This is a genomic window from Bradyrhizobium sp. NC92 (assembly GCF_025200865.1).
GTDB lineage: Bacteria > Pseudomonadota > Alphaproteobacteria > Rhizobiales > Xanthobacteraceae > Bradyrhizobium.
Map to the genome: position 1 here is coordinate 2,437,658 of NZ_CP104171.1, position 24,616 is coordinate 2,462,273.

Here is a 24,616-nt window from a genome sequence, read left to right on the forward strand (position 1 = left end):
CGCAAGGGGCTCAGACGCGCTGCGTGTAGATCAAAAAGATCAGCACGCCGAGCGCCAGCGCCGCCGCCATGAACAGCAGCACCGCCGGCAGCCCCGCGAGCGCGGCCACCGCGCCGGTGACGGACTGCATCAGCGCGGTGCCGAGAAAGAAGGCGAGATTGACGGCCGCAAGTGCTTTCCCTGCGACCTGCGCGTCGACGAGCTGCCTGGACATGCCGAACAGCAGCGGCTGCGCCGAGGTGAAGAGCCCGATGAGCACGAACAATGCCAGGTCGTAGGACGGCGGCATGACGTTCACGCCGAACAGCCATGCAACGGCAAAGTGCGGGGCTCCGAGCGCCATCAGCGCGAGCAGCAGCGCCGCGATCGCATGCGTGCCGGCGACCAGCTCGCGGCGGCGGCCGAGCCTGCGGTCGATCATGCCGACCAGCAGCGGGCCTGCGATCATCGCCAGCGTGAAGGCGCCGAGCTGGTTGCCGGCCTCGACCCGCGTCAGTCCCTTGATCTCCATCAGCCAGGGCCCGCCCCACAGGCCGCGCAGCACCAGCGAGCTCGCCAGCGACACCATCGCCAGCGCGATCACGCCGCGCAGCGGCCGCGACAGGCCGAGCCTGACCACATCGATCATCTGCGACAGCGGCGAGGAATCGTCCTTGTGCTCGGCCGGCTGGTGCGGCACCAGCACGAACACCGCGAGCGCGACGACGATGCCGCCGATCGCGGAGAGCCAGAAACCGGCGCGCCAGCCGTAACTGTCGATCACGAAAGCGAGCGGGCTCGCCGACAGCAGCATGCCGATATTGCCGATCGAGAGGATGGCGCCGGACCACAATCCGAACCGCGCCGCCGACAATTGCTTGGCGGCGAGCGTCATCGGGCACATCAGCATGCCCGAGGTGGCGACGCCGAGCAGCAGCTGCCCGACGGCGAAGCTCTCAGGCCCCGTCGCAAATCCCGAGGCCACCGCGCCGAACACGGTTCCCGCCAGCAGACCGAGCGACACCGGCCGCACGCCAAATCGGTCCATCGCCGCGCCGACCGGGATCTGCGAAGCCGCAAAGGCGAAGTGATAGACCGACGTGAGGCTCGCCAGCGCCTGCGGCTCAATGTGGAAATCCGCCGCCATCAGGTCGAGGCTCACCGCCGGAATGGTGCGCAGCAGGGTCGACAGCATGTGGCCGCAGGCGAGCGCGACCAGCGCGAAGATCAGCGCGCGGGTGGCTGTGCCCGCGTCGTTGGCGGCCGTGGTCATGAGCGTCCCGTCCCGAGAAGGTTTTGGGTGGGGTTACATGATCGCGGGGCCGGGCGCCAATGGCGGCAGTGCGACCCCCTCATGCCGGAATGTGGCTTCTCCGCTCGCGACCAGTCGCTTGGCAGGCTCATCCATGTCGCGGCGGTCGTGAACCAGAACGAGCGCCAAGACGTTATGCCGGCAAAACGTGGTATCCTGCAGACCAGGAAGCGCCATGACATGCGGTGGCAGCGGCAATGTCCTCGTCCGAGAGTACAAGTCAGACGACCAGTGACGCGGCCCGCCGGGAGCGGCGAAGGAGCAATTTTCTACTGTTGCTTCTCGCCGTTGGATTTCTCGTCTTCGGCGTCGCAGCGGGTGCACTCTATTACGCGTTGCGGCCGGAGATTCTCCGGATCGCCGTCGGGCCGCCTGGCAGCGACGATTACAAGGTCATTCAGGCGATGGCCGATGCGTTCGGCAGCGAAAGCCGAACTGTCAGGCTGCGTCCGATCAAGGCCGACGGAGCGATGGAAGCTCTCGCCCTGCTTGGGTCTGGCAAGGCCGATCTTGCCGTCGGCCGTGGCGACCTGGACATGCCGGCCGAGGCGCAGACCGTCGCTGTCGTACGCAAGAACTTCGTCGTGCTCTGGGCACCTTCCGGGCTTGCGGGCAAGAGTTCGAAAAGAAAGCCGTCGCCGAAGATCAAGGAGGTCGCCGATCTCTCAGGGCGCCGTGTCGGGGTGATCGGGCGGACGCCGGTGAATCCCGCGCTGCTGCGCGTCATCCTGAGCGCCGCCGGAGTGCAGCCCGACAAGGTCGCCGTGGCGCAGTTCGGCACTGACCAGATCGATGAGCTCGCGCGCGATCTCACCCTCGATGCCTTCATGGCGGTCGGGCCCCTCGACAGCAAGATCACCTCCGATGCCGTTGCCGCAACGGCGCGGGCGCGCGGCGAGCCGAAGTTTCTCGCCATCGAGGCATCGGAAGCGATCGCCATCAAGCATCCCCGGTATGAATCGGAGGAGATTCCACCCAGCATCTTCAATGCGGATCCGGCTTGGCCAGGTGACAAGGTTGAAACTCTCAGCGTCAGCCATCTGATCGTGGCGAGAAAGAGCCTGCCCGAAGCGACGGTCACCGCGTTTTTCCGTCAGCTCTTTGCCGTTCGCCAGGCGATCGCGAGGCAGGTCCCTGGCGCTGCACACATCACCAAGCCCGACCTCGAGAAGGAGGCCGAGCTGCAGGTCCACCGGGGCGCGGCGGCCGTCATCGACGGCAACGAACGCACGTTTCTCGACCGGTATGGCGACTTTTTCTGGTTCGGGCTCCTGCTTCTCTCTGGAATCGGCTCCGCTGCCGCTTGGTTGCGGCGCTATTTGAACCGCGACGAAAGGGACGACAATACCAGCCATCGCAACAGAATCCTGGCCATGGTTTCCAGCGCGAGGACCGCGGAATCCAATCAGGAGCTTGTGGCATTGCAGCGCGAGGCCGATATTATCATCGCCGAGACGCTCGAATGCTATGATGACGGCGCGATCGAGCAAGAGGAGCTCGCGGCATTCGGACTGGTGCTCGACCTCTTGAGCAATGCCATTGCCGAGAGGCGAACCGCACTGCAACGTACCACCCTCGAAACGGTTCGGGGCGCGGTAGGGAGCCACGGCGTTACGCCGCGGGGATAAAGCGTCGTGGCGCCTCCGTACTGCGCGCGACGGTTGCAGTAATTGCCTCGGCATACTCGTCTTCGTCATCGAGCGCTTCCGTCGGCGGATATAGGAACAAAAAAGACATCGTCTCTCTTACCTCGGTAAGGAGACCTGATCATGCTGTCCTCGAGACCACCGCGGCCCATTCGCACAACGCTCGATCTTGCGAACGCCGGTCAGGTCAAGTCGGTACGCAGGCGCCTTCGCATCACCAATGCCGATCTGGTCAGGATCGTCGACAAGATCGGCAATTCTCTGACGGCCATCGAGAAGGAAGTGGAGCTCGAGAAACTGGCCGCTCAGCAGTGTAATGCCAGGGACGCGACGACGACCCTCGAATGAATCCGAGCCATCACGTCGAAAAGGAGAATTGCGATGAACGGTCTGATCTACCTCATAGGGCTCGTCGTTGTGATCGCGGCCATTCTTTCGTTCTTTGGCTTGCGATGAGCGCGACGGTCCTGCAGCCCGACGCACCACCGATCCGGTGAAGCAATCTCGCGTGCACCAAAATGGTTGATCCGCACCAGGTCAATACCATCATAGCGACTACGGTCTGCGCGGTCTTCAAGGACCTTCCCGACGCTCAAATCGGAACTGAAGAAGCCAAGCTGCTGGCGAAGCAGATCACTGAAGCGCTGAACGCAGCTGGGCTGCAGATCGTCCCTGTGGATCCGGCGATCAAACGGCCTTAGAGCGTGATGAGATCAGGTTTGATTGCTACAACGTAAGTGCACTCCCTCTCCCTCTCCCGCTCTTGTCCGCCGAAGCCTTGGCGAAGGCGGATGCGGAGAGGGCTGAGGAGAGGGTGTTTCCGCAGTGGGATAGCCCCCAAGAGGAGAAAGCCCTCACCCGCGCCTTCGGCGCGACCTCTCCCGCAAGCGCAAGCGGGAGAGGTTGCACCGAGCCCGCGGCAATCGATTTGACCTAAAGCCATTCCGCTCTAGCTCCATGGCTGCGGCACCGAGCTTTCTGGCTCAAGGTCCATCAGGCGGGGGCGGCGCTAGATCCGTTCGAAACTATCGACGTTGGTCGTCACGGCGCGCCACCAGTTCAAGGGCTCGAGCCTGGCAGGCTCGTCCTCGCTGGCGGCAGTCAACGCCTGGTCGGCGACCAGGAACCAGGCGGTCTCCATCTTTCCATGCCGCAACAGCCCCGTGTAGGAAACCACGCGGTCGCCTGTCGCAGAGGAGCCCACGGCGACAAAGCCGATGCAATTGCCCCTGTGAAACCCGGTGACCTGCACCGTTTGTCCATAGAAGCCGCTATCTTCGAGCGCCGTCTCGAAAGTGCCTTCGATGCGCCCCTCCGTCTCGCTGATGATGCGTAGGATGGAGCCGAACTGATTTCGCCAGCTGCCGACCCACGACATTCCGGTTCTCCCACGGTCACTTGCCCGGCGCGACGCGCAGCCGGTGCAATCGATGCAGCTCCCCGGCGGCGTCCTTCATCAGGCTGCGCGCCGCCTCTCGCTCCTGGCCGACGATGAACCCAGATGCGAAAGCCTGGGCGCGCCGGTTCGCCGGCGGCGCCGACAACGCCGTCTCCGTCGCCAGCTCGCGATGCGTCATGAAGTCGTTGAGCGATCCCAACGCGGATTGAATCGCCTTCAGCCGGCCGGAGAGGCTTGCGAGCTGCCCCTGGTCGCGATCGCTGTAGAGGCTCACGAAGAAGTCGACGGCGTAACGGATCTTCTTGATCCTGATCCGCAACTTGTGGCGTTGCATCGGATCGAGATCGTCCAGATGCTTGCCCTGCTTGCGCGCCTTCCTGATCCGGCGGTCCAGTACCGAGGCGGCGTAAGCAGCAATCGACCGATCGTCATCGGCGCGGGACTGTCCGGTCTCGATCCACTCGAGCACGTCGATCAGCAGGCGGCGGTAGCGGGGTGATTCGACGGCCTGGCGGGCGCGCGCGAAGGCGGCCCTCCGCTCCGCGGAAAACTTCTTGGCGATCGCGCGAGCGCCGCGTTTCGGCACGCCCTGATCGGCGATCGGCCGAATGCTTTCATTGAGAAAGACGTCGATCTCGCGTGCCGGCGCCAGCTCGCCCGTGAGCCATTTGAGCTCGGTCTTGATCCGCTCCGTGCTGGCGCGCGGCAGGATGTCGGAGAACAGCGAGATCGCGGCCCGTAAGCGTCGCAGGCCGACGCGCATCTGGTGGACGCCTTCCGAATCCATGTCCCGCACCGGATCGGCATTCGCCGTGATCTGACGCAGCGTCGAATGCGCGATCACGCCGAAGGCATTGCGCGGCGACAGCTCGTGTGTCAGCTCGATCGGCTCGGCATGCTGCGCGCCCGCGCCGTTTCCCGTCACGAGTTCAAAGCCTCGCTCGGCTTTCGAGCGCAGATCGAGCTCCGCGCCCGTTCTGCGTTCGAGATTGCGCGCCAGCCGGAACAGGTCGACGGCCTGTCCGGACTTCAATTCCAGTTCGAGCTCAGCCACCGGCCGGGAACGCCGTCCGGCGCCGATGCGGCCGCGGTCGACGGCGAGCTCGATCTGGCTCCGTCGCACCCGCCTTGCTTCAGTCGTGCGGTGGACCTCGGTACGAAACACCGCCCGCAGCTTGCGCGGAAGTTTCTTGGACGCGAGATTCGCAAGAGGCGTGTTCTTGATCTGCTTGAAGTCGGGCCTTGCGCCTGCGACCTCATGCTCCCATTCGCCGCGCGTCACGGTTCCGGCGCCGCCGGCCTTCACGGTCTGCACATAGCGGTCGCCGACCTTGCGGATGCGGAGCGTGAGACCATGTCGCCTGAGCTTCTGCTTGCTGGTGTCGTAATAGGTCGACACCAGATCCTGCTCCGACCGGTCGCCGCGCTGTCCGTTTAACGCGCCATCGCGCAGGACGGATGACAGCTTTCGTGGCGCAAGGCGGAATTTGAGTTCCGTTTCGGCATTCATCGGGCACGCTTCCGTTGCCCATTCAAAGTGGCGCCACCGCGAGAAGTTCCGTGTGCAACGCGCATTTCGGATGGTGATGCGCGTCGGCCAATTGCCGCGTCCGCCGGTTATGGAAATTCACGGAACTTGCCGCGAATCGATTGAGGCGCAGGCTAGAATGAATCCGGTCAGTTCATTGCGGCGGCGGGGGCGGTGGCGAAGGCGGCGATGCTTTCAGCTTCTCGACAATCGAGAGGAATGTCGGGGGCGCCCCGGTCTTCGCGTCGACCGAAAGACCTTCGCCGCACTCGAATGCACGTTCTGCGATCTCGTAGCCGAGTGCTCGATAGCTCTCGAATTGCGATTCCGAGAAGAACTGGTTCAGCGTGGTCTCGTGCGGAAAGGTCGCGTGGGCTATCGCATAGCTCAACACACCCATGGGCTCCGTGCCGTGCAGGCCCGACTTGAAATACAGGAGCAGTCCGTTCTGCGAGTCGCCGCCATCGGCCTCACGATAGAGAATGTCGCCGATCGCCCAGTAGGGCGCTTGCTCGGCGGGGGTTGGACGTTCCTTGAAGCGCTTCTTGAGGAGGTCAAGCCCGTCCAGGTCGATGCGTACTCCGAGATCGATCCAGATCTTGCGCAGCGCATTGCCGAGGTCCTCGAAGGAATAATCGGGGTCGCAGCCGGCGTCGCTGACCACGATCACGCGGCAGCGCCGGCGGACCATCTCGTAGAGGCCTAGATTTTCGAAGTGCCCGCCGTCGGTGAGGTAGACCCAGCGCTCGGTCTCGCTGGTCAGTCCGAACATCTCCATGAAGAACGGTCGGAGCGCGTTCGTTGGCTTGACCTCCGAATAGTAGGGATTGTCGCCGCGCGGATTGGCGAGCCACCAGCCGAGCCGCACATTGAACAGCGCCATCAGGAAGGCGACGCCCGGCGAGGAGTTGTAACCCATGCTCGGGCTCACGGCCGCGCCGGAAATCGCCATCGCGGTCCCGAGCGTCAGCTTTCCACCGTAAGGCTGCGGCTGGTGGGCCGTGGCGTAGGTCGTTCGGTATGCACCGTCCGAAAAGACCGCGCTGCCGCTGCCGCAATGGAGCGGCGAGAACGTGAAGGGCGCGGCCATCCGTTCCTGCCATGCCAGGTTCTTGGATGACACCAGGTTGAGCGCCCCGCTGATGACGTGGAACGGCTTCCATTTGGCCCCTGTCGGCGCGACGCCATGCTCCCAAAGCTCGTGCAGGAGCGGGCTGTCCCGGCCGTCGAAATCCGTAAAGGCGTTCTTCGTCTTGTCACGCTCCTTCTCGTTGCGCGACGCGCCCAGAAAGGCGCGAACCAGCCGATTCCGGTAGAGGCCGTGGAGTGAGTATCGGTTGATGCTGAGGACATGTGCGGCCGCGTAGATCAGCGCGCCGAGCAACATGCCCGCCAGGAACACCATGGTCCAGGGCATGTGACCGTCTGCGCCGGAGGCAAGCGATCTGAAAGCTGCGTCCCAGCCGATGGACAGCAGAGCGACCAGGACTGCCGCGAAGATCGCCGCGGCGACGGCCGCGATCGTGTTGAGTCCGAGATATTGGCGCAAGCCTGAAATCTGCTCGGCCGCGGTCTTGGTCTTCGAGCTCGCTCCGAGGAGGATGGAGAGCAGGCCGGAAAGACCTCCTCCGGCTGCGAGCGAGGGCACGGTTGCACTGCCAATCTGGGTCTCGATCCATCTTGCAGCCGGTGGCGCGCCGAGCACGAGCCCGAACCACACGAGCCAGCCGAGATAGGCCAGCGTGAAGAGCCCGCTCGACCGCGCCTGAAATTCCAGCCCGACATCCACTTCGGACAGGAACTCGGCAAACGAAATATAGGTCACGTCGGCGACGATGCGCGCCAGCACGATCCAGGGCAGCCCGAATACGCAGGCAAAACCCGCCGCCGTGGCGGCGGAGTCGGAGGGGTTGATGCTCCAGAGCAAAATCAGTCCCACGGCGCTCAGCAGACCGAAAGCCGCGCCGGCGACAGCCCAGGCGATCAGCTCCATCCACGGATGCTTGGGGCGCGACTCGGGCGGCGGCCGGGACGATCTCCCGAAGATGATCGTCCACAGGGGCGCCAGCGCCCAGGACGCCAGGAAAAAGATCATGCCAAGGATCGTTCCGCGGATCAGCACCCCCGCGGCCGGATGCTGGTCGTTGAATTTCTCGATAAATTCGAAGCCGCTGACGCGAAGCACATCCGTGAGCGTCTTCAAACCATACGGGCTCTGCAGCACGAGCACCAGCAGTGCGGCTCCGACAAGGAAGGGAGCGAGATCGCACAGGAGAAAGCGGGGCTGCGAGACGTTGATCCAGCCGCGCGCCGGGCGGTTTGCGACGGAGAAGGACAGGGAAACCAACAAGCACAGCGTTGGTATGGCCATCACGACCAGAAACCATATCGACCTTTCCGTGATGCTGTGGGCGTCGATAAGCGCAAAGTAGAGCGCCTTGGTGACGAGCACCGCAAGGATCATCGGAGGGACGAGCAGGATCCAGTTCAGGAACAGATTGCGCAGGACGCTGGCGACATCGCTCCACAGGTCGGGAGAAAGCGACGAGAAGCTTGGAGAGAGGAAGTGCGAGTTGCGCCGAAGGTTGGAAATCGGCTCGGCTTCCTCGTGGTCTCCGAGCGGACCGCGGCTCTCGCGCATGGTGAGTGCTGGAACCACCTTATCCGGCGGGACGCTTGGACCGGCCGTTCCGCAGAGTGGGGGGACAATCAGAGCCTGGCGCCCCTTCTCGCGCTGGCGCTCCTGATACAGCCAGGCCGACAGCCAACTGCCGATATAACCGCCTCCCGATACTGTCGACAGATACTCGAACTGCTTCAGGGCCGAGCCGGCCTTCTCGTTCTTGCGTTTCGACGTGACCTCCAGCGCGGCAATCCTTTGCACGATACCGAGCGCAAACGCCGCGCTGCGGATTCCGCCACCGGACAGGCACAGCGCCCATCGCTCGTCTGCGTTGAAGGTCCGATAGACTTCTAGGAGCTGATCGGGGACCTGCTCGGTCTGTGGCAATGGCCCTGGCGGGATTTCGGAGGAGGCGAGCCGATTTGTAATCGTTAGGTCGAAGGGTAGTATTGAAGAGGGCTCAGACGCTGGCGGTGCCGGGACTGGCGGGGCGCTGGCTGCCGCATCGTTCTCGGTCTTTGGCGGGAATTCCAGAGGATCTCCGCGGAGCGCCCGTCGTTCCTCCCAGAGGACCTGCGCAAGATTCAATGCGCCCATGACACCCTCCCGCTGTTTTTCCGATATCGGTCCAAGCTAGCGATAACGGGAATAACGGGCGTGTGAAGTAATTCACAAACACGCGTAAATTGTTAAGGGGTGAGGCCGTCAGCACGCGCGTCAGGACCGGAGGACGGCAGCCGGCCCCGCTCGTGACAGCGGCATCACTTCAGCTCCTCCAGCAGTCTTTGCGCCTCTTCGAGCAGCAGTCGCTGCTGTCCCGACTCGGCTTTGGCCGCTCGCGTGAACAGGCCGTGCTTCTGTGCGTTCCGGTTTCCTCTCGGCGCCCCTGATCGCCTTGCCCCACCGTGCATGCGACATCGCTGCTTCCCCCGCCTGGCCGGTGCACGGCACGTGCCGCCGTCGCGAGTCCTCGCGCAGCAGCGAGGGCTCGACTGCATCGGTGCCGTGTTGCGGGCGTGGGAGCCGGTCATCGGCTCGGCCCCTGCCTTGCGTCGCTTTGGCCTGTCTCCGCAACGAGCACGCCCGCATGCTGCGTGACGTTGCCCACGATCGCCCGTCCGCCGTCCTGCACCGACAGGTTCTGCACCGTGATTGCGCGCTCGTCGCTGTTGCGATGGCGATTCAGCGCTTCGACCTGAGCGGCGAAGGTGCGGGAGAGCCGGGTCAACGCGCGGGCGATGCTCTCCTGCTGCGCGAGATCGTCGGTGCAGGCGAGACGGCAGGCACAGCGCATCGCCGCCATGTGCACCGACACCATCTGCGACACCAGCATGGCCTCGACGGAGTCCTTCGGCGCGATGCTCCTGATCGTCGAGATCATGAAGGCGAGGTTGGCTTCGTCGGGCTTCTGCCCGACCGCGCTGGCTTTGACCAATTGCCTCAGTATGCCGTGCATCGCGTCACGGTCGGCGGCGCCGAGCGCCTCGACCAGCAGCTGCTCGCCGGCTTGCGGGTCGGGATGGCTGATCGCAATGCGCCGCTTGTAGAGTTTGACGCGCGGGTTCGCGGCGGGGGCGCTGCGATCGGATGCCGCGAGCGGCGAAGTGATGGGACGTGAGAGAGCTGTCGTCATGTGCTGTGTCCTTCTGGCGGCGCAGGCGCGAACGGTCGTTCGCTGCTGCGCGCGAATGCGAATTTTGAAATGTCGATGAAGGGTTTAGGCGCAACCGCGTCGGACGGCTTCGGCCTGGCGGGCCACGACGCTCGCGACTGTTGCGATGATGCCAGTATGCCACTGTTTTGCCCGACGCCTCAGAATTTATTTCGCGAAACCGAAAAATTCGTCCGCCGCCCGCAAGTCCTTGTTCTGACAGGGGCGGTCTACTGTGCATGGGGTTGTTTTCGCATTTTTGTTTTGGAAGCGGCGCGCATGTGCCGTGCCACGGAATGCCGGCAGCCAAACGCGATTGCGAAATCCCGCACGGCCGCTATTCATGACTCCAAGGCGTCGCACCAAGAAGCATGCACAAGCGGCGCCAAGAGGTCTGGGAGAGAACGAATGCAACGAACGGCCCGCCTGCTGGCAGTCATCGCAGGACTTTGCGCCTCGGCGCTGGCGACAGAGGCCCCGGCGCAGAAATATCCGTCGCGGCCGGTCAAGATCATGGTCGGCTTCAGCGCGGGCGGGCCGGTCGACGTCGTCGCGCGCATCATCGGCGATCGGCTCAGCAACAAGCTCGGCCAGCCCTTCGTGATCGAGAACCGCGCCGGCGCCAACGGCATGATTGCGGCCGAAGGCGTCGCGCGTGCGGAGGCGGACGGCTACACCATGCTCGCCTGCAACTCGTCGACGATCACGCTGAACAAGACGCTGTTCAAGGATATCCGCTACGATCCGCAAGTGGACTTTGCGCCGCTCACCACGGTGGTGTCGGCGCCGCTCGTCCTCGTCGTCAACCCCGAGAATCCCAAGACGGCGAACGTCAAGTCGGTCGCCGATCTCGTCGCTGCGGCGAAGGCCGCGCCCGGCGCGCTCGCCTACGGCTCCGGCGGTAACGGCAATCTCGCCCATCTCGCCATGGAGCTGCTCAGCCAAAAGGCCGGCATCAAGCTGATCCACGTGCCCTATCGCGGCGGCTCGGCCGCCGAGGTCGGCATTCTCGCGCAGGAGGTGCTGGCGGTGTTCGATCCGCTCTCCGCCGTGCCGCCGGTCAAGGCCGGCAAGCTGCGTGCGCTGGCGGTGTCCTCGGCCGAGCGGCTGCCGGCGCTGCCCGATGTGCCGACCGTGGCAGAGGCCGGCTATCCCGGCTTCGACATCTCGTTCTGGGTCGGCTTCTTCATGCCCAAGGCGACGCCCGCGCCAATCCTGGAAACGCTGCACCGGGAGATCGTCGCCGCCGCCAAGGATCCGGCGGCCGAGGAGAAGCTCGGCTCGCAAGGCGTCGTCAGCGTGCTCAGCCCGGCCGACTACGCCGCGAAGATCGCCAAGGAGACCAAGGAGCTCGCCGAGGTGGTCGCGGCCGCAAACATCAAGGCGGAGTGAGGCGGCCCGCTATCCGCCGATCAGCAGCGTAAGCCGGTCGAGCAGCGGACGTTGTCCTGCGTTGATCTTCTCCTGCGCCGCGCCGAGCGTGAACCATTCGGCGCGGTCGACTTCCGGAAAGGCCTGCCGCTTGCCGCTGCGCGGCGGCCATTCCATCTCGAACGTGTTGCTGCGAATGCTGCGCACGTCGAGATCGAGCTCGGCCGCGAAGGCGGTGACGCGCTTGCCCCCGCGCTGCCTGACCTCGCCCAGCGGGGTCAACGGCACGGACAGCTCGAGTCCCAGCTCTTCCGCGAACTCCCGTCGCGCGGCGAGCTCTGCGTCGTCTCCGTCCGCGTACTCGCCCTTCGGGATCGACCATGCGCCGAGATCCTTGTTGCGCCAGAACGGCCCGCCGGGATGGACGAGGAGCACCTCGATGTTCCCACGTTTGCGATAGGCGATGATCCCGGCACTCTTCGCTGGCATTGCAGGTTCCACAGGCAAAGAGGCGCGGCGTTCCCTCGGGAAAAACTGGAACCGCCCGTTCTAACGCAGGTTAGTAGCCCAGTTTCATTTGATGAAAGGGAGTGAACCATGTTCCGCCTGTTGGCAACCACCGCCTTGGGGGTGGTGCTGGCGAGCGCCGCGTTTGCGCAATCGCCCAGCACGAATCCGCCGTCTCAGCAGACGCCGCAGTCCCAGTCGAATACCACCGCGCCATCCGCGACCTCGCCTTCGAGCGCGGCCGACAAGCAGCAGACCACATCGCAACCGCAGCAATCAACGACGTCGGGAACGCCAGCCCAGACCACGCAGGCCAACCCACAATCCTCCGGCTCCGGCACCTCGACCGCGCAGTCACAGAGCGGTGCGGCAAATTCCAATGCAGCCGGCAGCCAGCCTGCAACGCAGCAGAGCGCCAACCCGCCTCCGGCGAACACCAATCAGGCGCAGGACCGGTCCAATCCGCCGCCGGCCAGCAATCAGGCCCAGCAGGCACCTGCCGCATCTGGAACCAACCAGGCCCAGCAGGCACCGACTGCGCCGACGAGCAATCAGGCGGCCGCCCAGACCGACGTCAATATCAGCAAGCAGCAGGAGACCAGGATCAGCGCGTCAATCTCGCACCTCAACGTGCGGCCGCTGACCAGCGTCAATTTCTCGCTGAATGTCGGCACGGTGGTTCCGCGCGACGTGCACCTCTCGACACTGCCGCCCGACGTCGTCGAGATCGTGCCGCAATATCGCGGCTACAGCTTTGCGCTGGTGAAAGATCAGATCGTCGTGGTCGATCCGGCGACCTACAAGATCGTGACGGTGCTGCCGTACTCGGGCCAGTCCACGGCGACAACGACGACGACCACGCGCGAGCGCAGCGCCAGCAAGTTCTCGGATCGCGATCGCGAGGTGATCCGCAAGCATGCGAAGACCCGCACCGAAGGACGCAGCGAGGCGCGGACCACCGGCAGCACCGCACGCACGGAGATGCGCATCGGTGATCGGGTCCCGGAGACCGTCGAGGTCGAGGAATTCCCGACCACGGTCTACCGCGATGCGCCGGGCTTGCGCGAATATCGCTATATCCATCGCGACAGCCGGACCTACGTCATCGAGCCGCGCGAACGTCGGGTGATCGAGGAGATCGATTAGCTCAATGGAGATCGGAGCCGCGCAAGCGAGCGGCTCCGATCGCTAGCCTGACGTCCGTTCGCGCGATGCGATGCGAACGGCCCGCGCCTTCGCGCTCTTTCCGGCCGCGCGTGCCGCAATCATGCTGCGTGCCCTGCCGGGACCCGCGGCATTCTTCCGCAGCAGGGTTGCGAATTGCTTGCGCGCGCGGTTCGTCGTCAGGCGCGCCGCGAGTTGCTCGGCCTTGCGAATGATGCCCGCAACCGAAGGCGTCAGGTTCACCGGAACCCAGGCGACGTCCTTGGCCTTCGAAAGGCTGCCGATGCCTTCGCACGGCGCTTCGCGCGGCAGGTCGATCCTGATCGCGAGCGCCTCCGAGCGTTCGATCCAGTCTTCGGCTTTGGTGCCGGTGATGATCCGGACATAGTCGCGCGTTTCGCGCGGCAGCTCGCTCTCCCTGGCAAGCCATTTCTGGATGCGGCCGGGACCGGCATTGTAGGCGGCGGCAGCAAGGCCGAGATTGCCGAAATCGTCGCGCAGCTTGCGCAGGAATTTCGCCGACGCCGGCAGCGCCTTCATCGGATCGAAGGGATCGTCGAGCCCGACCTCGGCCGCCGTCCCCGGCATGAACTGAGCGACGCCCTGCGCGCCGGCGTGGCTGACCTCGTTGGACTTGAAGCGGCTCTCCTGCCAGATCAGGCGTGCGAAGAACGGCACCGGAATGCCGCTGGATTCGGCGGCCGCGCGCAGCGCGTGACAAAATCGTTCGGTTGGCGAGGGCTCGGCCTGCACCGCCGGCTCGACCGCGCGTGGTGGCTCGATCACCTGCTCATAGGCCGCGTGCGCGTTGGCAAGCTCGATCGCCTGCACGCTGGCGACGAAGAGTTCGACCACCGGAACAAGTGACGAGGCATGATTGTTCTGGAGAACAGTAGTGTCGAAACGTGATGCTTGCCGGGACGCCGACGGATCGAGGTCGCACATCAGAAGCAGAAACGCGGCGCAAGCCGCGACGACAAATCGCATTTGCGGGGACAACCTCGAACTGTGGGATGAACGGCCAGCGCTGCGCCGGCGATAGGAAGTTCTTAACCGTCCGATTGCGGCAAAGCTGCGGTCTCCTCGGTTCCTTCGGTGTTAGTACGGTGTTCCCGAAGAGAAACCTTCCGCTCTTTTGCGGGCCGCTTGCGAGTGGGATGTGCGATGACGATGCGATGGATGCTTGGCGCGGTGATTTCGCTGTGGCTCGTCGGCCCGGCGCTCGCAGGCAATCTCGATCCGGCTGCGGTGAACGAAGCTGCGCGTCCTGCGAAGCCGCCGGCCACCGACAAGCTGAATGCAGCCGTGGTGAAACTTCAGGTGCTGCTCGATCGCGCGCAATTCTCGCCCGGCGAGATTGACGGCAAGTTCGGCGAGAACGCGCAGAAGGCGCTCAAGGCGTTCGCGGAGCAGAACGGCATCGCATCCGACAAGGGAGTCGCGCCGGAGCTCTGGGAAAAGCTGACCGCAGCGAGCGAGGGCCCCATTCTCGTCGACTACAAGATCACGGACGCCGATGTGAAAGGGCCGTTCCTGGAGAAATTGCCTAGTAAGCTCGACGACATGAAATCGCTGAAGGCGCTGAGCTACACCAGCCCTCTCGAAGGACTTGCCGAGAAATTTCACATGAGTGCGGATCTGCTCAGGGCGCTCAATCCGGGCAAGGCGTTCGACAAGGCAGGAGCGACGATCGTCGTTGCCAACGTTCCGGCACGGCGCGAGCTGCCGCGCATCGCCCGGCTCGAAGTCGACAAGACGCACGGGACCTTGAAAGCGTTCGATGCCAGCGGCGCTCTGCTGGCGTTCTATCCGGCGTCAGTCGGCAGTCCGGATCGCCCGACGCCGACCGGAACGCTGAAGGTCACCGGCACCAACGCGCAGCCGACCTACCATTACAATCCCGAGTACAAGTTCAAGAGCGTCAAGTCCAACAGGCCGTTCGACATCCAGCCGGGGCCCAACAATCCCGTGGGAGCATACTGGATCGGCCTGTCGGCGCAGGGCTACGGCATCCACGGAACGGCGGAGCCGGACAAGGTCAGCAAGTCGGCGTCGCACGGCTGCGTCCGCCTGACCAATTGGGACGCGCGTGTGCTCGGCGAGAACGTGAAGCGCGGCATACAAGTCGTCTTCCTCGATGCGCCGACGGAATCCTCATCGAGGCGGCAGGGCACGCCAGCTGCGAAGCGTGCCGCGAATTAGTCCTTGGGAAAATCCTTGCGCATCGCGATCTCCGCCGCGTCGCCGGGCGACAGCACGGTCTGGTCGAAGGCGGCCTGCGGCGTCGTCATGATGTCGTAGAGCGAGATGCCCTTGATCGGCTTGCCCATGAGCTCGCGGACGCATTCCGCGAGCGTGCCGTTGTAGACGAGATAGGGCGGACCGCGATCCCTCTGCCTCTCCCCTTTCAGCGACGGCCATTTCTTCAGTTCGGCCGGCGCGTCATAGGCGATCGGCGACCCCTCTTTGAACATGCGTTTGGCCCCGGTGGCTTGGATGGCCGGGAAGCCTACAGCCGCCGGGTAAACACCCGTTAAAGAATTGGTTCAAATCAGCCGGCAACGAAGGCGAGCAGGGTGCCGTTGGCCTTGGCCGGCGGCACGCAGATCGCAGCTCCGCTCCGCACGGCGGCCGACCCCAGCGCCTTCTCGGTCGCCGCGAGATCGCCGCTGACCAGCACCAGCGCGGCGCCGCCGCGCTCGGAGAGGCCGGTCAGGGGCACGCCAGGATAGCGCTTGGCAAGCTGGTCCAGTGTCAGATAGACGAAGTCAGCGCGATCGCCGCCGGAGGGCACGCTGACCGCGCCGTCCGCGTCGGTCTTGGCTTCGCGGTCGATCAGGCGGGCGAGATGCGCGGCCTCCTTGGCGGGCTCCGGCGTTGCGATCAGCGTCTGCTTGATCCGCTTGGCCGCATTGGCGTGGGTCATCAGCTCGGGAATCCACACGGTCTCGCGGGTCTTGTGCTGGCAGGCGAAGATGCGCACGCCGCCCGGCGCTTCCGACGTCGGCCACATGAAGGTGCGGAATTTCGCCGCCGAGATCGTACCATCAGGCAGCGTGACAGGGCGTTCGAAATCGGTCGGGCCGATCGGCTCCAGTCCCCGTGCGCGGATCTCCTCGGCGCCGGCGGCGCTATCGACTGCGGTGAAAGCGATGCGCTCGATCCCTTCGCCGCGCTTGTCCAGGAAGGCGCGCGCGGGAACATTGAGCTCGGTCGGGGCGAGCACGCCGAGCAGCTCCATATAGTCGGGGTCGAACATGATGGTGTAGTTGCCTGTGCCCATGTGAACGCTGTGGGTGCCGCGCGGGGACACGGTGAAGCCCAGTTGCCGATAATTCTCGGCGGCCTTGTCGAGGTCCTTCACCATGACGACGGCGTGGTCGATACCGATGACGTTCTTGAGGGCCACTGTTCTCATCCCCGATTGCAAGCTGACTTTGCGCCGTGCCGGCGGCTGCCGGCCATGTCTACGCCGGATGAACGGCCAAGTCATTTTCAATTCGGCGGGGAGAAGCGGAATTTCATTCCGCGCAAGGCATCCTCGTTGGACGCGCCTCAGCGCGCCTGCTCGATATAGGCCGCGAGGACGGCGCGCTCCTCGCCGGTCATTTCCGTGATGTTGCCAGGCGGCATCGCATTCGACCAGGCCGCGACCCGCCCGATCAGGCGGATGTTGCGATGGATGTGCTCGGGCGTGTCGAGCAAAATGCCCTTCGGCGCGGTGACGATGCCGGCCCAGACCGGTTCGGCTGCATGGCACATGCTGCAGCGGGACATCACGATCTCCTCGACATTGGCGACCGTGACCGGCGCCGACAATGCGCCCGTCTTCACCTCGCGCGGGCCGGCGGCGGAAAGGAGGAGGATCGCAATCACGCCGGCAGCGGCTACGCCCCACACCCACCACGGCGATTGGCGGCCGGCATGGCGCTCGTTGAAGAAGTGGCGGATCACCGGCCCGAGCGCCAGGATGATCGCGACGATGATCCAGTTGAAGCGCGTGGCGTAGAGCAGGGGATAGTGGTTGCTGATCATCAGCACGACAACGGGGAGCGTCAGGTAATTGTTGTGGACCGAGCGCTCCTTGCTGGCCTTGCCGAGCTTCGGGTCGGGCGCCTGTCCGGCGATCAGGCTGGCCACGATCTTCTTCTGGTTCGGGATGATCAGCGTGAAGACATTGGCCACCATGATGGTGCCGATGATCGCGCCGATCTGGTTGAAGGCGCCGCGGCCGCTCAGCACATGGGTGAAGGCGTAGGTGAGCGCGACCAGGAACAGATAGCCGCCGATGGCGAAAGGCAGCTCGCGCTGCGCGAGCCCGGTGCGGCAGGCGGCCTCATAGAGCAGCCATGCCAGCGCGAGGCTGCAGAAGCTGAACAGCCCGGCCTGGAATGGCGTGAGATCGAGGATCGACTTGTCGACCAGGAACAGGTCGGCCTCGAGATAATAGACCACCACCATCAGCGCGAAGCCGGACAGCCAGGTGGTGTAGGCTTCCCATTTGAACCAGGTCAGCTCGTTCGGCATCTGGCTGGGCGCGACCAGGTATTTCATGATCCGGTAGAACCCGCCGCCATGGACCTGCCAGGCCTCGCCCTGCACGCCGTCAGGCAGGTCCGTCTTCGGCTTCAGGCTGAGGTCGAGGGCGATGAAATAGAAGGAACTGCCGATCCAGGCGATCGCGGCCACCACGTGCAGCCAGCGCAGCAGCAGGCTCGCCCATTCCGATATGATGGATCCCCACATGATCTCCCCATCCGACGCGACCTGGATGCCGCAGCCTCCATGACCGTAACCGGCGCTCGCCGCCCCCACAATGTGTCGCACCGTTCAACCGCGTTTTCCAGTATGATGGGCTGCGGCTGATGCACATCGTGCGGGCATGAACTGACGTGGGATTCGGCAGGCGCCAAACTCGCCGCAGACCTTTTTCGGTTGATCGGCGTTGACGCACGACACGGGCAAGGCGGAGGACGACGTGAGCGACAGGATAACGTTCGTGGCGATGCTCGCAGCGCTGCTGGTTGCGGCCGGCGCGCAGGCCGAGCCAGTGTTGCAAGGCAAGGACGCCTATGGTGATTGGCGCGCTGACAAGCCCGGCACGGTCAGGCTGATCCGGCCGCAGGATCTGGTCAGGCCTGGCGCCACGCGATCGGTTGCGAGCTCGTCGCGCGTGGTGCCGCGTCCGCCGGAAGCCGAGCTCCAGGTTCCGGCCGGCTTCAAGATCGAGCTGTTCGCCGAAGGCCTGCGCGCGCCGCGTATCATCCGCGTGGCACCGAATGGCGATGTGTTCGTCGCGGAAACACGAGCCGGGACCATCCGCGTGCTGCGCGCGGGTGAGGGTGGCAAGGCCGCGACCAACGAGGTGTTCGCCAGCGGCCTGCGGCAGCCATTCGGCATCGCGTTCTTTCCCACTGGCGACAATCCGCAATGGGTCTACATCGCCAACACCGACAGCGTCGTCCGCTTTGCCTACCAGGCCGGCGATCTCAAGGCGCGCGGCAAGGCGGAGACGATTGTTGCGAGCCTGCCGCATGACGGCGGGCATTCCACGCGCGATATCGTCTTCACGCCCGACAACAAGCGTATGCTGGTGTCGGTGGGCTCTCTCAGCAATGTCGCCGAGGGCATGGGCACACCGCCGGGCGGGATGGACGCGTGGTCGAAGACGCAGCCGCTCGGCGCCACATGGGCCAGCGAGCTCGAACGTGCCGCGGTGCTGGCCTTCAATCCCGACGGCAAGGAGCGAAAGATCTATGCCACCGGTATCCGCAACTGCGTGGGCCTCGCGATCCAGCCGCAGACCGGGCTGCCCTGGTGCTCGACCAACGAGCGCGACGGCCTCGGCGACGATCTCGTGCCCGATTACGTCACCAGCGTGAAGGAGGGCGCGTTCTACGGCTGGCCGTGGTTCTATATCGGTGGCAATGAAGACCCGCGCCATGCCGGCGCGCGGCCGGATCTCAAAGACAAGGTGACGGTGCCTGATGTGCTGATCCAGCCGCACTCGGCCTCGCTCGGCATGACGTTCTACCAAAGCACGCAGTTTCCGCCCGAATACCAGGGCGACGCCTTCGCTGCCGAGCACGGCTCCTGGAACAGGTCGAAACGCACCGGCTACAAGGTGATCCGCATCCGCATGAAGGACGGCAAGCCGACCGGCGAGTACGAGGATTTCGTCACGGGGTTCGTCGTGAACGACAGCGAGGTGTGGGGTAGGCCGGTGGGAGTGGCTGTGGCGAAGGACGGATCATTGCTGATCTCCGAGGACGGCAACGGCACGATCTGGCGGGTGATATATTCGCGCTGAGCGCCTTACTCTTTGCCTCTCCCCGCGTGCGAGGAGAGGGAGAAGAACGACCTACCCCCGCCTCACGCTGGCACCCCCATCCACCGGCAGCGTGACACCCGTAATGAAATTCGCCTCATCGCTCGCCAGGAACAGCGCGGCGTTGGCGACGTCCCAGCCCGTGCCCATCTTCCTGCGCAGCGGCACCTTGCTGTCGCGTTCGGCTTCGACTTCGGCGCGGGTCTTCTGCCATTCGCGGGCGCGGGTGTCGACGGCCATCGGCGTGTTCATCAGGCCGGGCAGGATGACGTTGGCGCGGATGCCGTATTCGGCGTTCTGGTAGGCGAGCTGTTCGGTGAAGGCGATCATCGCCGACTTCGTCGCCTTGTAGGCGACGTAAGGATAGGTCGTGATTGCCGCCATCGACGAGATGTTGATGATGGCGCCGCTTCTCTGCGCGCGCATGATCGGGATCACCTCTTTCGCCGCCAGGATGCAGCTCTTCAGATTGATGGCAACGACGCGATCGAACGCCTCCTCGGTCAATTGCAGCAGCTCGGCATCGCCGCCGGCGAGGCTGACGCCGACATTGTTGTGCAGCACGTCGATACGCCCCCAGCGCGATTGCGCATCCGCAACCATCGCCTTGATGTCCGCAGCTTTGGTCACGTCCGCGTTGAAGGCCGCGGCCGTGCCGCCTTGCGCGGCGATCATCGCCACTGTTTCCTGCGCCGATTCCAGATTGTGGTCGACGCACAAAACCTTGGCGCCCTCGCGCGCGAAGGTGAGCGCAGTCGCCCGGCCGTTGCCCATGCCTTCGCCGGGGCTTTGCCCGGCCCCGACGACGATCGCGACCTTGTCCTTTAAGCGCATCTCGGTTCACTCCCGTCCTCGTCATTATTTTCGTGCAGACTAGCAATCGCCCTGATGGGAGAGAAGAGCGCGCTTCTGCGCTCATGTCATTGACATCACACGGAATTGCATGTGGCCGCCGGCCTGTCGCGCATGGCTGGCCGTTGCAGTCCCGGAACCGTTCCGACCTCGCAGCGTTTGTTGCGGAGCCGTTCCCGCGCTAGGCTCAGCCCCGGAGCTTCCCAACCACCAGTGGCTTGCCGATGAATCTGCTCGACCCACAAGGGCCCGTGGCTGCCGCCAACAGCACCATCCTGGTCGATTCCGTCTTCATCATGCTCGTGATCGTGGTGCCGACCATTTTCGCGATCCTGGCTTTTGCGTTCTGGTTTCGCGCCTCGAATCCGAGGGCGCGCTATCAGCCGGAGTTCGTCTATTCCGGCCGCGTCGAGATGGTGGTGTGGGCAATCCCGGCGCTCACGGTGATCCTGCTCGGCGGCGTCGCCTGGATCGGCTCGCACCAGCTCGATCCCGCAGTGCCCGTGCCCGGCACCGGCAGCCCGGTGCGGATCCAGGCCGTCTCGCTCGATTGGAAATGGCTCTTCATCTATCCGGACCAGCGCATCGCCACCGTCAACACGCTGACGGTGCCGACCGGCGCCGAGCTGAACTTCCAGCTGACATCGTCGAGCGTGATGAACACGTTCTTCATTCCGCAGCTCGGCAGCATGATCTATACCATGAACGGCATGGTGACGAAGCTGAACCTGCGCGCCGACAACGAAGGCAAGCTTCAGGGCCTGTCGGCACATTTCTCCGGCGACGGCTTCCCGGACATGATGTTCGACGTCCACGTGATCTCGCCGCTCGCCTTTCCGGACTGGGTGGCGAATACGGCGAAGACGGATGCGGTGCTGAACGAGGACAGCTACAAGAAGCTGATGCAGCAGGGTGTCGAGCGGGGCCGGCCGACCTACCGCCTCGAAGACCCGCGCCTGTTCGATCTGATCGCGACCCAGCACATTCCGCCCGGGCCCGGGCCGGAGCTCGCGTCCGAAGCAGGCCGGTCGCACAGTGGAGGCCATGATGCTCGGTAAGCTCGATTGGTCGGCCATCCCGTTCGACCAGCCGATTCCGCTCGTCGCCGGCGCGGTGGTGCTGGTCGCCATCCTCGGCGTGCTGGCTTGGGTCGTCGTGAAGGGACATCTGCCCTATCTCTGGCACGAATGGATCACCAGCGTCGATCACAAGCGCATCGGCGTCATGTACATCCTGCTGGCATCGGTGATGCTGCTGCGCGGCGGCAGCGACGCCATCATGATGCGGATCCAGCAAGCGGTGGCCTATCAGTCGCAGGGCTATCTGCCGCCGGAGCACTACAACCAGATCTTCTCAGCGCACGGCACCATCATGATCTTCTTCGTGGCGATGCCGTTCGTGATCGGGCTGATGAACCTCGTCGTGCCGCTCCAGCTCGGCGTGCGCGACGTCGCCTTCCCGACGCTCAATTCGGTCGGCTTCTGGCTGACGGCGACCGGCGCGCTATTGGTCAATATCTCGCTCGTGGTCGGCGAGTTCGCGCGCACCGGCTGGCTCGCCTTTCCGCCGCTGTCGGAATTGTCCTACTCGCCCGGCGTCGGCGTCGATTATTACGCCTGGTCGCTGCAGATCTCCGGCGTCGGCACGCTGGTGGCCGGCATCAATCTCGTCACCACCGTGCTGAAGCTGCGTACCAGGGGCATGAACTACCTGCGCATGCCGATGTTCTGCTGGACCACGCTGGCCTCGAACCTCCTCATCGTCGCGGCGTTCCCGATCCTCACCGCGACGCTCGCGATGCTGCTGCTCGACCGCTATCTCGGCTTCCACTTCTTCACCAACGAGGCCGGCGGCAACGTCATGATGTTCATGAACCTGATCTGGGCCTGGGGCCATCCCGAGGTCTATATTTTGGTGCTGCCGGCCTTCGGCATCTTCTCCGAGGTGGTCTCGACCTTCTCCGGCAAGGCGCTGTTCGGCTACCGCTCCATGGTGCTTGCGACCATGGCGATCTGCGTCATCTCCTTCATGGTCTGGCTGCACCATTTCTTCACGATGGGGGCAGGGCCGAACGTCAACGCCATCTTCGGCATCGCCAGCATGATCATCGCGGTGCCGACCGGCGTGAAGATCTATAACTGGCTGTTCACGATGTATGGCGGCCGCATCCGCTTTGCGACACCGATGTTGTGGTCGGTCGGCTTCATGGTCACCTTCATCATCGGCGGATTGACGGGCGTCCTGGTCGCGGTGCCGCCGGCGGACTTCATGCTCCACAACAGCATGTTCCTGGTCGCGCATTTCCACAACGTCATCATCGGCGGCGTGCTGTTCGGCGCCTTCGCCGGCTTCGAATACTGGTTTCCGAAGGCGTTCGGTTTCCGCCTCGACGAGCGCTGGGGCAAGGCGGCGTTCTGGTTCACCTTCACGGGCTTCTACGTCACCTTCATGCCGCTCTATATCGTCGGCATGCTCGGCATGACCCGGCGCATGCAGCACTATGACGTCGCGGCCTGGCGGCCCTGGATGATCATCGCTGCACTCGGCATGGCCGTGCTGACGATGGGTGTGATCTGCCAGATCGTGCAGCTCGTGCTCAGCATCCGCAATCGCGAGGCGCTGCGCGACCGCACCGGCGATCCCTGGGACGGTCGCTCGCTGGAATGGGCGACCTCGTCGCCGCCGCCGGTGTTCAACTTCGCATTCAATCCAGATGTGCGTGGCGAGGATGCCTACTGGGAGATGAAGGCGCATGCCCGGCAGCAATCGTTCGAGCATGAAGAGCCCGAATATCAGGACATCGAGATGCCGCGCAATTCTCCTACCGGCTTCGTCTGCGCGTTCTTCGCCACCATCATGGGCTTCGCCCTGATCTGGCACATCTGGTGGATGGTGATCCTGGGGGGGATCGGCGCGTTCGCGACCTTCGTCGTGTTCGCCTGGCGCGACCATGACGAGTACGTCATTCCGGCCGCGGAGGTCGCCGCGATCGACCGCGTCAATATCGAGGAACGGCGCAGCCTCGTCAGCATGGCGGGAGCGGTCTGATGGCGATGAGCGCGACCGTCGGCCACGCCCATGCCGATCCCCATCACATCGGCGTGGTCATCGAGCATCCCGGGCCCGCGCCGAAGCGGATCGTGACCGCCTACGGCTTTTGGGTCTTCCTGCTCTCCGACATCGTGATGTTCTCCTGCTTCTTTGCGGCCTATGCGGTGCTATCAGGCCAGACCGCCGGCGGCCCCAAGGGCGCGGAGATCTTCGAGCAGAGGAACGTCGCGATCGAGACGGTCTGCCTGCTGCTGTCGAGCTTCACCTGCGGCATGGCCAGCATCGCCGCCGACGTGCGCAACCGGTTCTGGTTCTATCTCGGCATGAGCGTGACCTGCGTGCTCGGCCTCATCTTCCTGGTGATCGAGTTCCGCGAATTCGCCGACCTTGTCGGCCGTGGCTACGGGCCGTCACGCAGTGCGTTCCTGACCGCGTTCTTCTCGCTGGTCGGATGCCACGGCCTGCACGTCTCCGCCGGCGTGCTCTGGCTGCTCACCATGATGGCCCAGGTCTTCGCGAAAGGCTTTCGCGCCGACGTGCTGCGGCGGATGATGTGCTTTGCGCTGTTCTGGCACGCACTCGACATCATCTGGGTCGGGGTGTTCTCCGTCGTCTACCTGCTTGGGGGTGCCCCATGAGCGATCAGACGCATATTCCGGCCGGGCGCGACCTCGCACCGGGCGAGGAAGAGCAGCATAGCGTCGGTGAGCGGATCCTGGGTTATGTCGTCGGTCTTGTTCTGGCGCTGTTGCTCACGGCGACGTCGTTCTTCATCGCCGGCACCGACCTGGTCTGGCAGCCTTCGATCCCCGTCGCGCTGATCGTGCTTGCGATCGCGCAGATGGGCGTGCACCTCGTATTCTTCCTGCACATCACCACCGGCCCCGACAACACCAACAACGTGCTGGCGCTCGCCTTCGGGCTGCTGGTGGTGTTCCTGGTGGTGGGCGGGACGGTCTGGATCATGGCGCATCTCAACGCCAATATGCCGCCGATGGACCAGATCATGCGGACGCAGTGACAGACCCCGCACGAATGCCGCACAAAAAAGAAGAGCCGCTTGTGGTGACAAGCGGCCCAAGTCTAGGGAGGAAACGCCCGAGCAAAGACAATCCGATGAGGATCGTCTGCCAAGGAAACGCTCGCGCAAAGCGCGTGCGCACTTTGATAAGTGCCGCAACTCCCGATGAAGTTCAATTCCGGAT

Annotated in this window: 22 protein-coding genes; 11 read left to right on the plus strand and 11 right to left on the minus strand. The window is 64.4% G+C overall.

Annotated features, from left to right (window positions below; translation table 11 throughout):
- Positions 1–10: 10 nt before the first annotated feature.
- Positions 11–1,252, minus strand: a complete 1,242-nt coding sequence (locus N2602_RS11445; protein ID WP_260382689.1) for an MFS transporter — start codon at positions 1,250–1,252, stop codon at positions 11–13.
- A gap of 236 nt (positions 1,253–1,488) precedes the next feature.
- Here N2602_RS11445 and N2602_RS11450 point away from each other — a divergent pair, with 236 nt between their 5' ends.
- The 3 genes from N2602_RS11450 to N2602_RS11460 all read left to right on the plus strand — a co-directional run bounded on the left by N2602_RS11450 (position 1,489) and on the right by N2602_RS11460 (position 3,638).
- On the plus strand, positions 1,489–2,919 hold the full coding sequence (locus tag N2602_RS11450; RefSeq protein WP_260382690.1) for a TAXI family TRAP transporter solute-binding subunit: 1,431 nt from the start codon (positions 1,489–1,491) through the stop codon (positions 2,917–2,919).
- Between the two features lie 141 nt (positions 2,920–3,060).
- Positions 3,061–3,285 (plus strand): hypothetical protein, encoded by a 225-nt coding sequence (locus N2602_RS11455; RefSeq protein ID WP_172783855.1) that lies wholly within the window; start codon positions 3,061–3,063, stop codon positions 3,283–3,285.
- A 170-nt stretch (positions 3,286–3,455) separates the two neighbouring features.
- Entirely contained in the window at positions 3,456–3,638 is a 183-nt protein-coding gene (locus N2602_RS11460) for a hypothetical protein (RefSeq protein WP_172783856.1), read from the plus strand.
- A 308-nt stretch (positions 3,639–3,946) separates the two neighbouring features.
- On the opposite strand, the gene N2602_RS11465 is transcribed toward N2602_RS11460, so the two are convergent.
- The 4 genes from N2602_RS11465 to N2602_RS11480 all read right to left on the minus strand — a co-directional run bounded on the left by N2602_RS11465 (position 3,947) and on the right by N2602_RS11480 (position 10,120).
- Positions 3,947–4,315 (minus strand): avidin/streptavidin family protein, encoded by a 369-nt coding sequence (locus tag N2602_RS11465; protein WP_260382691.1) that lies wholly within the window; start codon positions 4,313–4,315, stop codon positions 3,947–3,949.
- Between the two features lie 16 nt (positions 4,316–4,331).
- On the minus strand, positions 4,332–5,846 hold the full coding sequence (locus tag N2602_RS11470) for a CYTH and CHAD domain-containing protein (RefSeq protein ID WP_260382692.1): 1,515 nt from the start codon (positions 5,844–5,846) through the stop codon (positions 4,332–4,334).
- A 172-nt stretch (positions 5,847–6,018) separates the two neighbouring features.
- Complete coding sequence (locus N2602_RS11475; RefSeq protein WP_260382693.1) at positions 6,019–8,874, minus strand: patatin-like phospholipase family protein; 2,856 nt, start codon at positions 8,872–8,874, stop codon at positions 6,019–6,021.
- A gap of 640 nt (positions 8,875–9,514) precedes the next feature.
- Entirely contained in the window at positions 9,515–10,120 is a 606-nt protein-coding gene (locus N2602_RS11480) for a hypothetical protein (protein WP_260382694.1), read from the minus strand.
- Positions 10,121–10,546: 426 nt separating this feature from the next.
- Between N2602_RS11480 and N2602_RS11485 the strand changes: the two genes are divergently transcribed.
- Positions 10,547–11,530 carry a tripartite tricarboxylate transporter substrate binding protein gene (locus N2602_RS11485; protein ID WP_260382695.1) on the plus strand — a complete coding sequence of 328 codons (984 nt, stop codon included), beginning with the start codon at positions 10,547–10,549 and terminating at the stop codon, positions 11,528–11,530.
- 9 nt (positions 11,531–11,539) lie between these two features.
- Here N2602_RS11485 and N2602_RS11490 read toward each other — a convergent pair whose 3' ends face one another.
- Entirely contained in the window at positions 11,540–11,998 is a 459-nt protein-coding gene (locus N2602_RS11490) for an NUDIX domain-containing protein (protein ID WP_260382696.1), read from the minus strand.
- 108 nt (positions 11,999–12,106) lie between these two features.
- Here N2602_RS11490 and N2602_RS11495 point away from each other — a divergent pair, with 108 nt between their 5' ends.
- Complete coding sequence (locus N2602_RS11495; RefSeq protein WP_260382697.1) at positions 12,107–13,162, plus strand: DUF1236 domain-containing protein; 1,056 nt, start codon at positions 12,107–12,109, stop codon at positions 13,160–13,162.
- A 42-nt stretch (positions 13,163–13,204) separates the two neighbouring features.
- Here the strand turns inward: N2602_RS11495 and N2602_RS11500 are convergent, their stop codons facing one another.
- On the minus strand, positions 13,205–14,167 hold the full coding sequence (locus N2602_RS11500; RefSeq protein ID WP_212254716.1) for a lytic transglycosylase domain-containing protein: 963 nt from the start codon (positions 14,165–14,167) through the stop codon (positions 13,205–13,207).
- 177 nt (positions 14,168–14,344) lie between these two features.
- On the opposite strand from N2602_RS11500, the gene N2602_RS11505 reads away from it, so the two are divergent.
- Positions 14,345–15,382: a L,D-transpeptidase family protein gene (locus N2602_RS11505; protein ID WP_260382698.1), complete on the plus strand. Its 1,038-nt coding sequence runs from the start codon at positions 14,345–14,347 to the stop codon at positions 15,380–15,382.
- Here the strand turns inward: N2602_RS11505 and N2602_RS11510 are convergent.
- The 3 genes from N2602_RS11510 to N2602_RS11520 all read right to left on the minus strand — a co-directional run bounded on the left by N2602_RS11510 (position 15,379) and on the right by N2602_RS11520 (position 17,926).
- Positions 15,379–15,654 (minus strand): hypothetical protein, encoded by a 276-nt coding sequence (locus N2602_RS11510; RefSeq protein WP_260382699.1) that lies wholly within the window; start codon positions 15,652–15,654, stop codon positions 15,379–15,381. The genes N2602_RS11505 and N2602_RS11510 overlap by 4 nt on opposite strands.
- 77 nt (positions 15,655–15,731) lie before the next feature.
- Entirely contained in the window at positions 15,732–16,589 is an 858-nt protein-coding gene (locus N2602_RS11515) for a VOC family protein (protein WP_260382700.1), read from the minus strand.
- Positions 16,590–16,735: 146 nt separating this feature from the next.
- The gene (locus N2602_RS11520) at positions 16,736–17,926 is read right to left on the minus strand and encodes a urate hydroxylase PuuD (RefSeq protein ID WP_260382701.1); all 1,191 of its coding nucleotides are present in this window, start codon (positions 17,924–17,926) and stop codon (positions 16,736–16,738) included.
- Between the two features lie 259 nt (positions 17,927–18,185).
- On the opposite strand from N2602_RS11520, the gene N2602_RS11525 reads away from it, so the two are divergent.
- Positions 18,186–19,490 carry a PQQ-dependent sugar dehydrogenase gene (locus N2602_RS11525; protein ID WP_409241917.1) on the plus strand — a complete coding sequence of 435 codons (1,305 nt, stop codon included), beginning with the start codon at positions 18,186–18,188 and terminating at the stop codon, positions 19,488–19,490.
- Between the two features lie 51 nt (positions 19,491–19,541).
- On the opposite strand, the gene N2602_RS11530 is transcribed toward N2602_RS11525, so the two are convergent.
- Positions 19,542–20,342 carry an SDR family NAD(P)-dependent oxidoreductase gene (locus tag N2602_RS11530; RefSeq protein ID WP_260382703.1) on the minus strand — a complete coding sequence of 267 codons (801 nt, stop codon included), beginning with the start codon at positions 20,340–20,342 and terminating at the stop codon, positions 19,542–19,544.
- Positions 20,343–20,584: 242 nt separating this feature from the next.
- Between N2602_RS11530 and N2602_RS11535 the strand changes: the two genes are divergently transcribed.
- The 4 genes from N2602_RS11535 to cyoD are packed head-to-tail and all read left to right on the plus strand — an operon-like array spanning position 20,585 to position 24,432.
- On the plus strand, positions 20,585–21,418 hold the full coding sequence (locus tag N2602_RS11535; protein WP_260382704.1) for a cytochrome ubiquinol oxidase subunit II: 834 nt from the start codon (positions 20,585–20,587) through the stop codon (positions 21,416–21,418).
- Complete coding sequence (gene cyoB, locus N2602_RS11540; RefSeq protein WP_260382705.1) at positions 21,408–23,408, plus strand: cytochrome o ubiquinol oxidase subunit I; 2,001 nt, start codon at positions 21,408–21,410, stop codon at positions 23,406–23,408. Before N2602_RS11535 ends, cyoB begins: the two co-directional genes overlap by 11 nt.
- Complete coding sequence (locus N2602_RS11545; protein ID WP_212254723.1) at positions 23,408–24,049, plus strand: cytochrome (ubi)quinol oxidase subunit III; 642 nt, start codon at positions 23,408–23,410, stop codon at positions 24,047–24,049. Before cyoB ends, N2602_RS11545 begins: the two co-directional genes overlap by 1 nt.
- Positions 24,046–24,432 (plus strand): cytochrome o ubiquinol oxidase subunit IV, encoded by a 387-nt coding sequence (cyoD, locus tag N2602_RS11550; RefSeq protein WP_172783873.1) that lies wholly within the window; start codon positions 24,046–24,048, stop codon positions 24,430–24,432. Before N2602_RS11545 ends, cyoD begins: the two co-directional genes overlap by 4 nt.
- Positions 24,433–24,616: the final 184 nt, after the last annotated feature.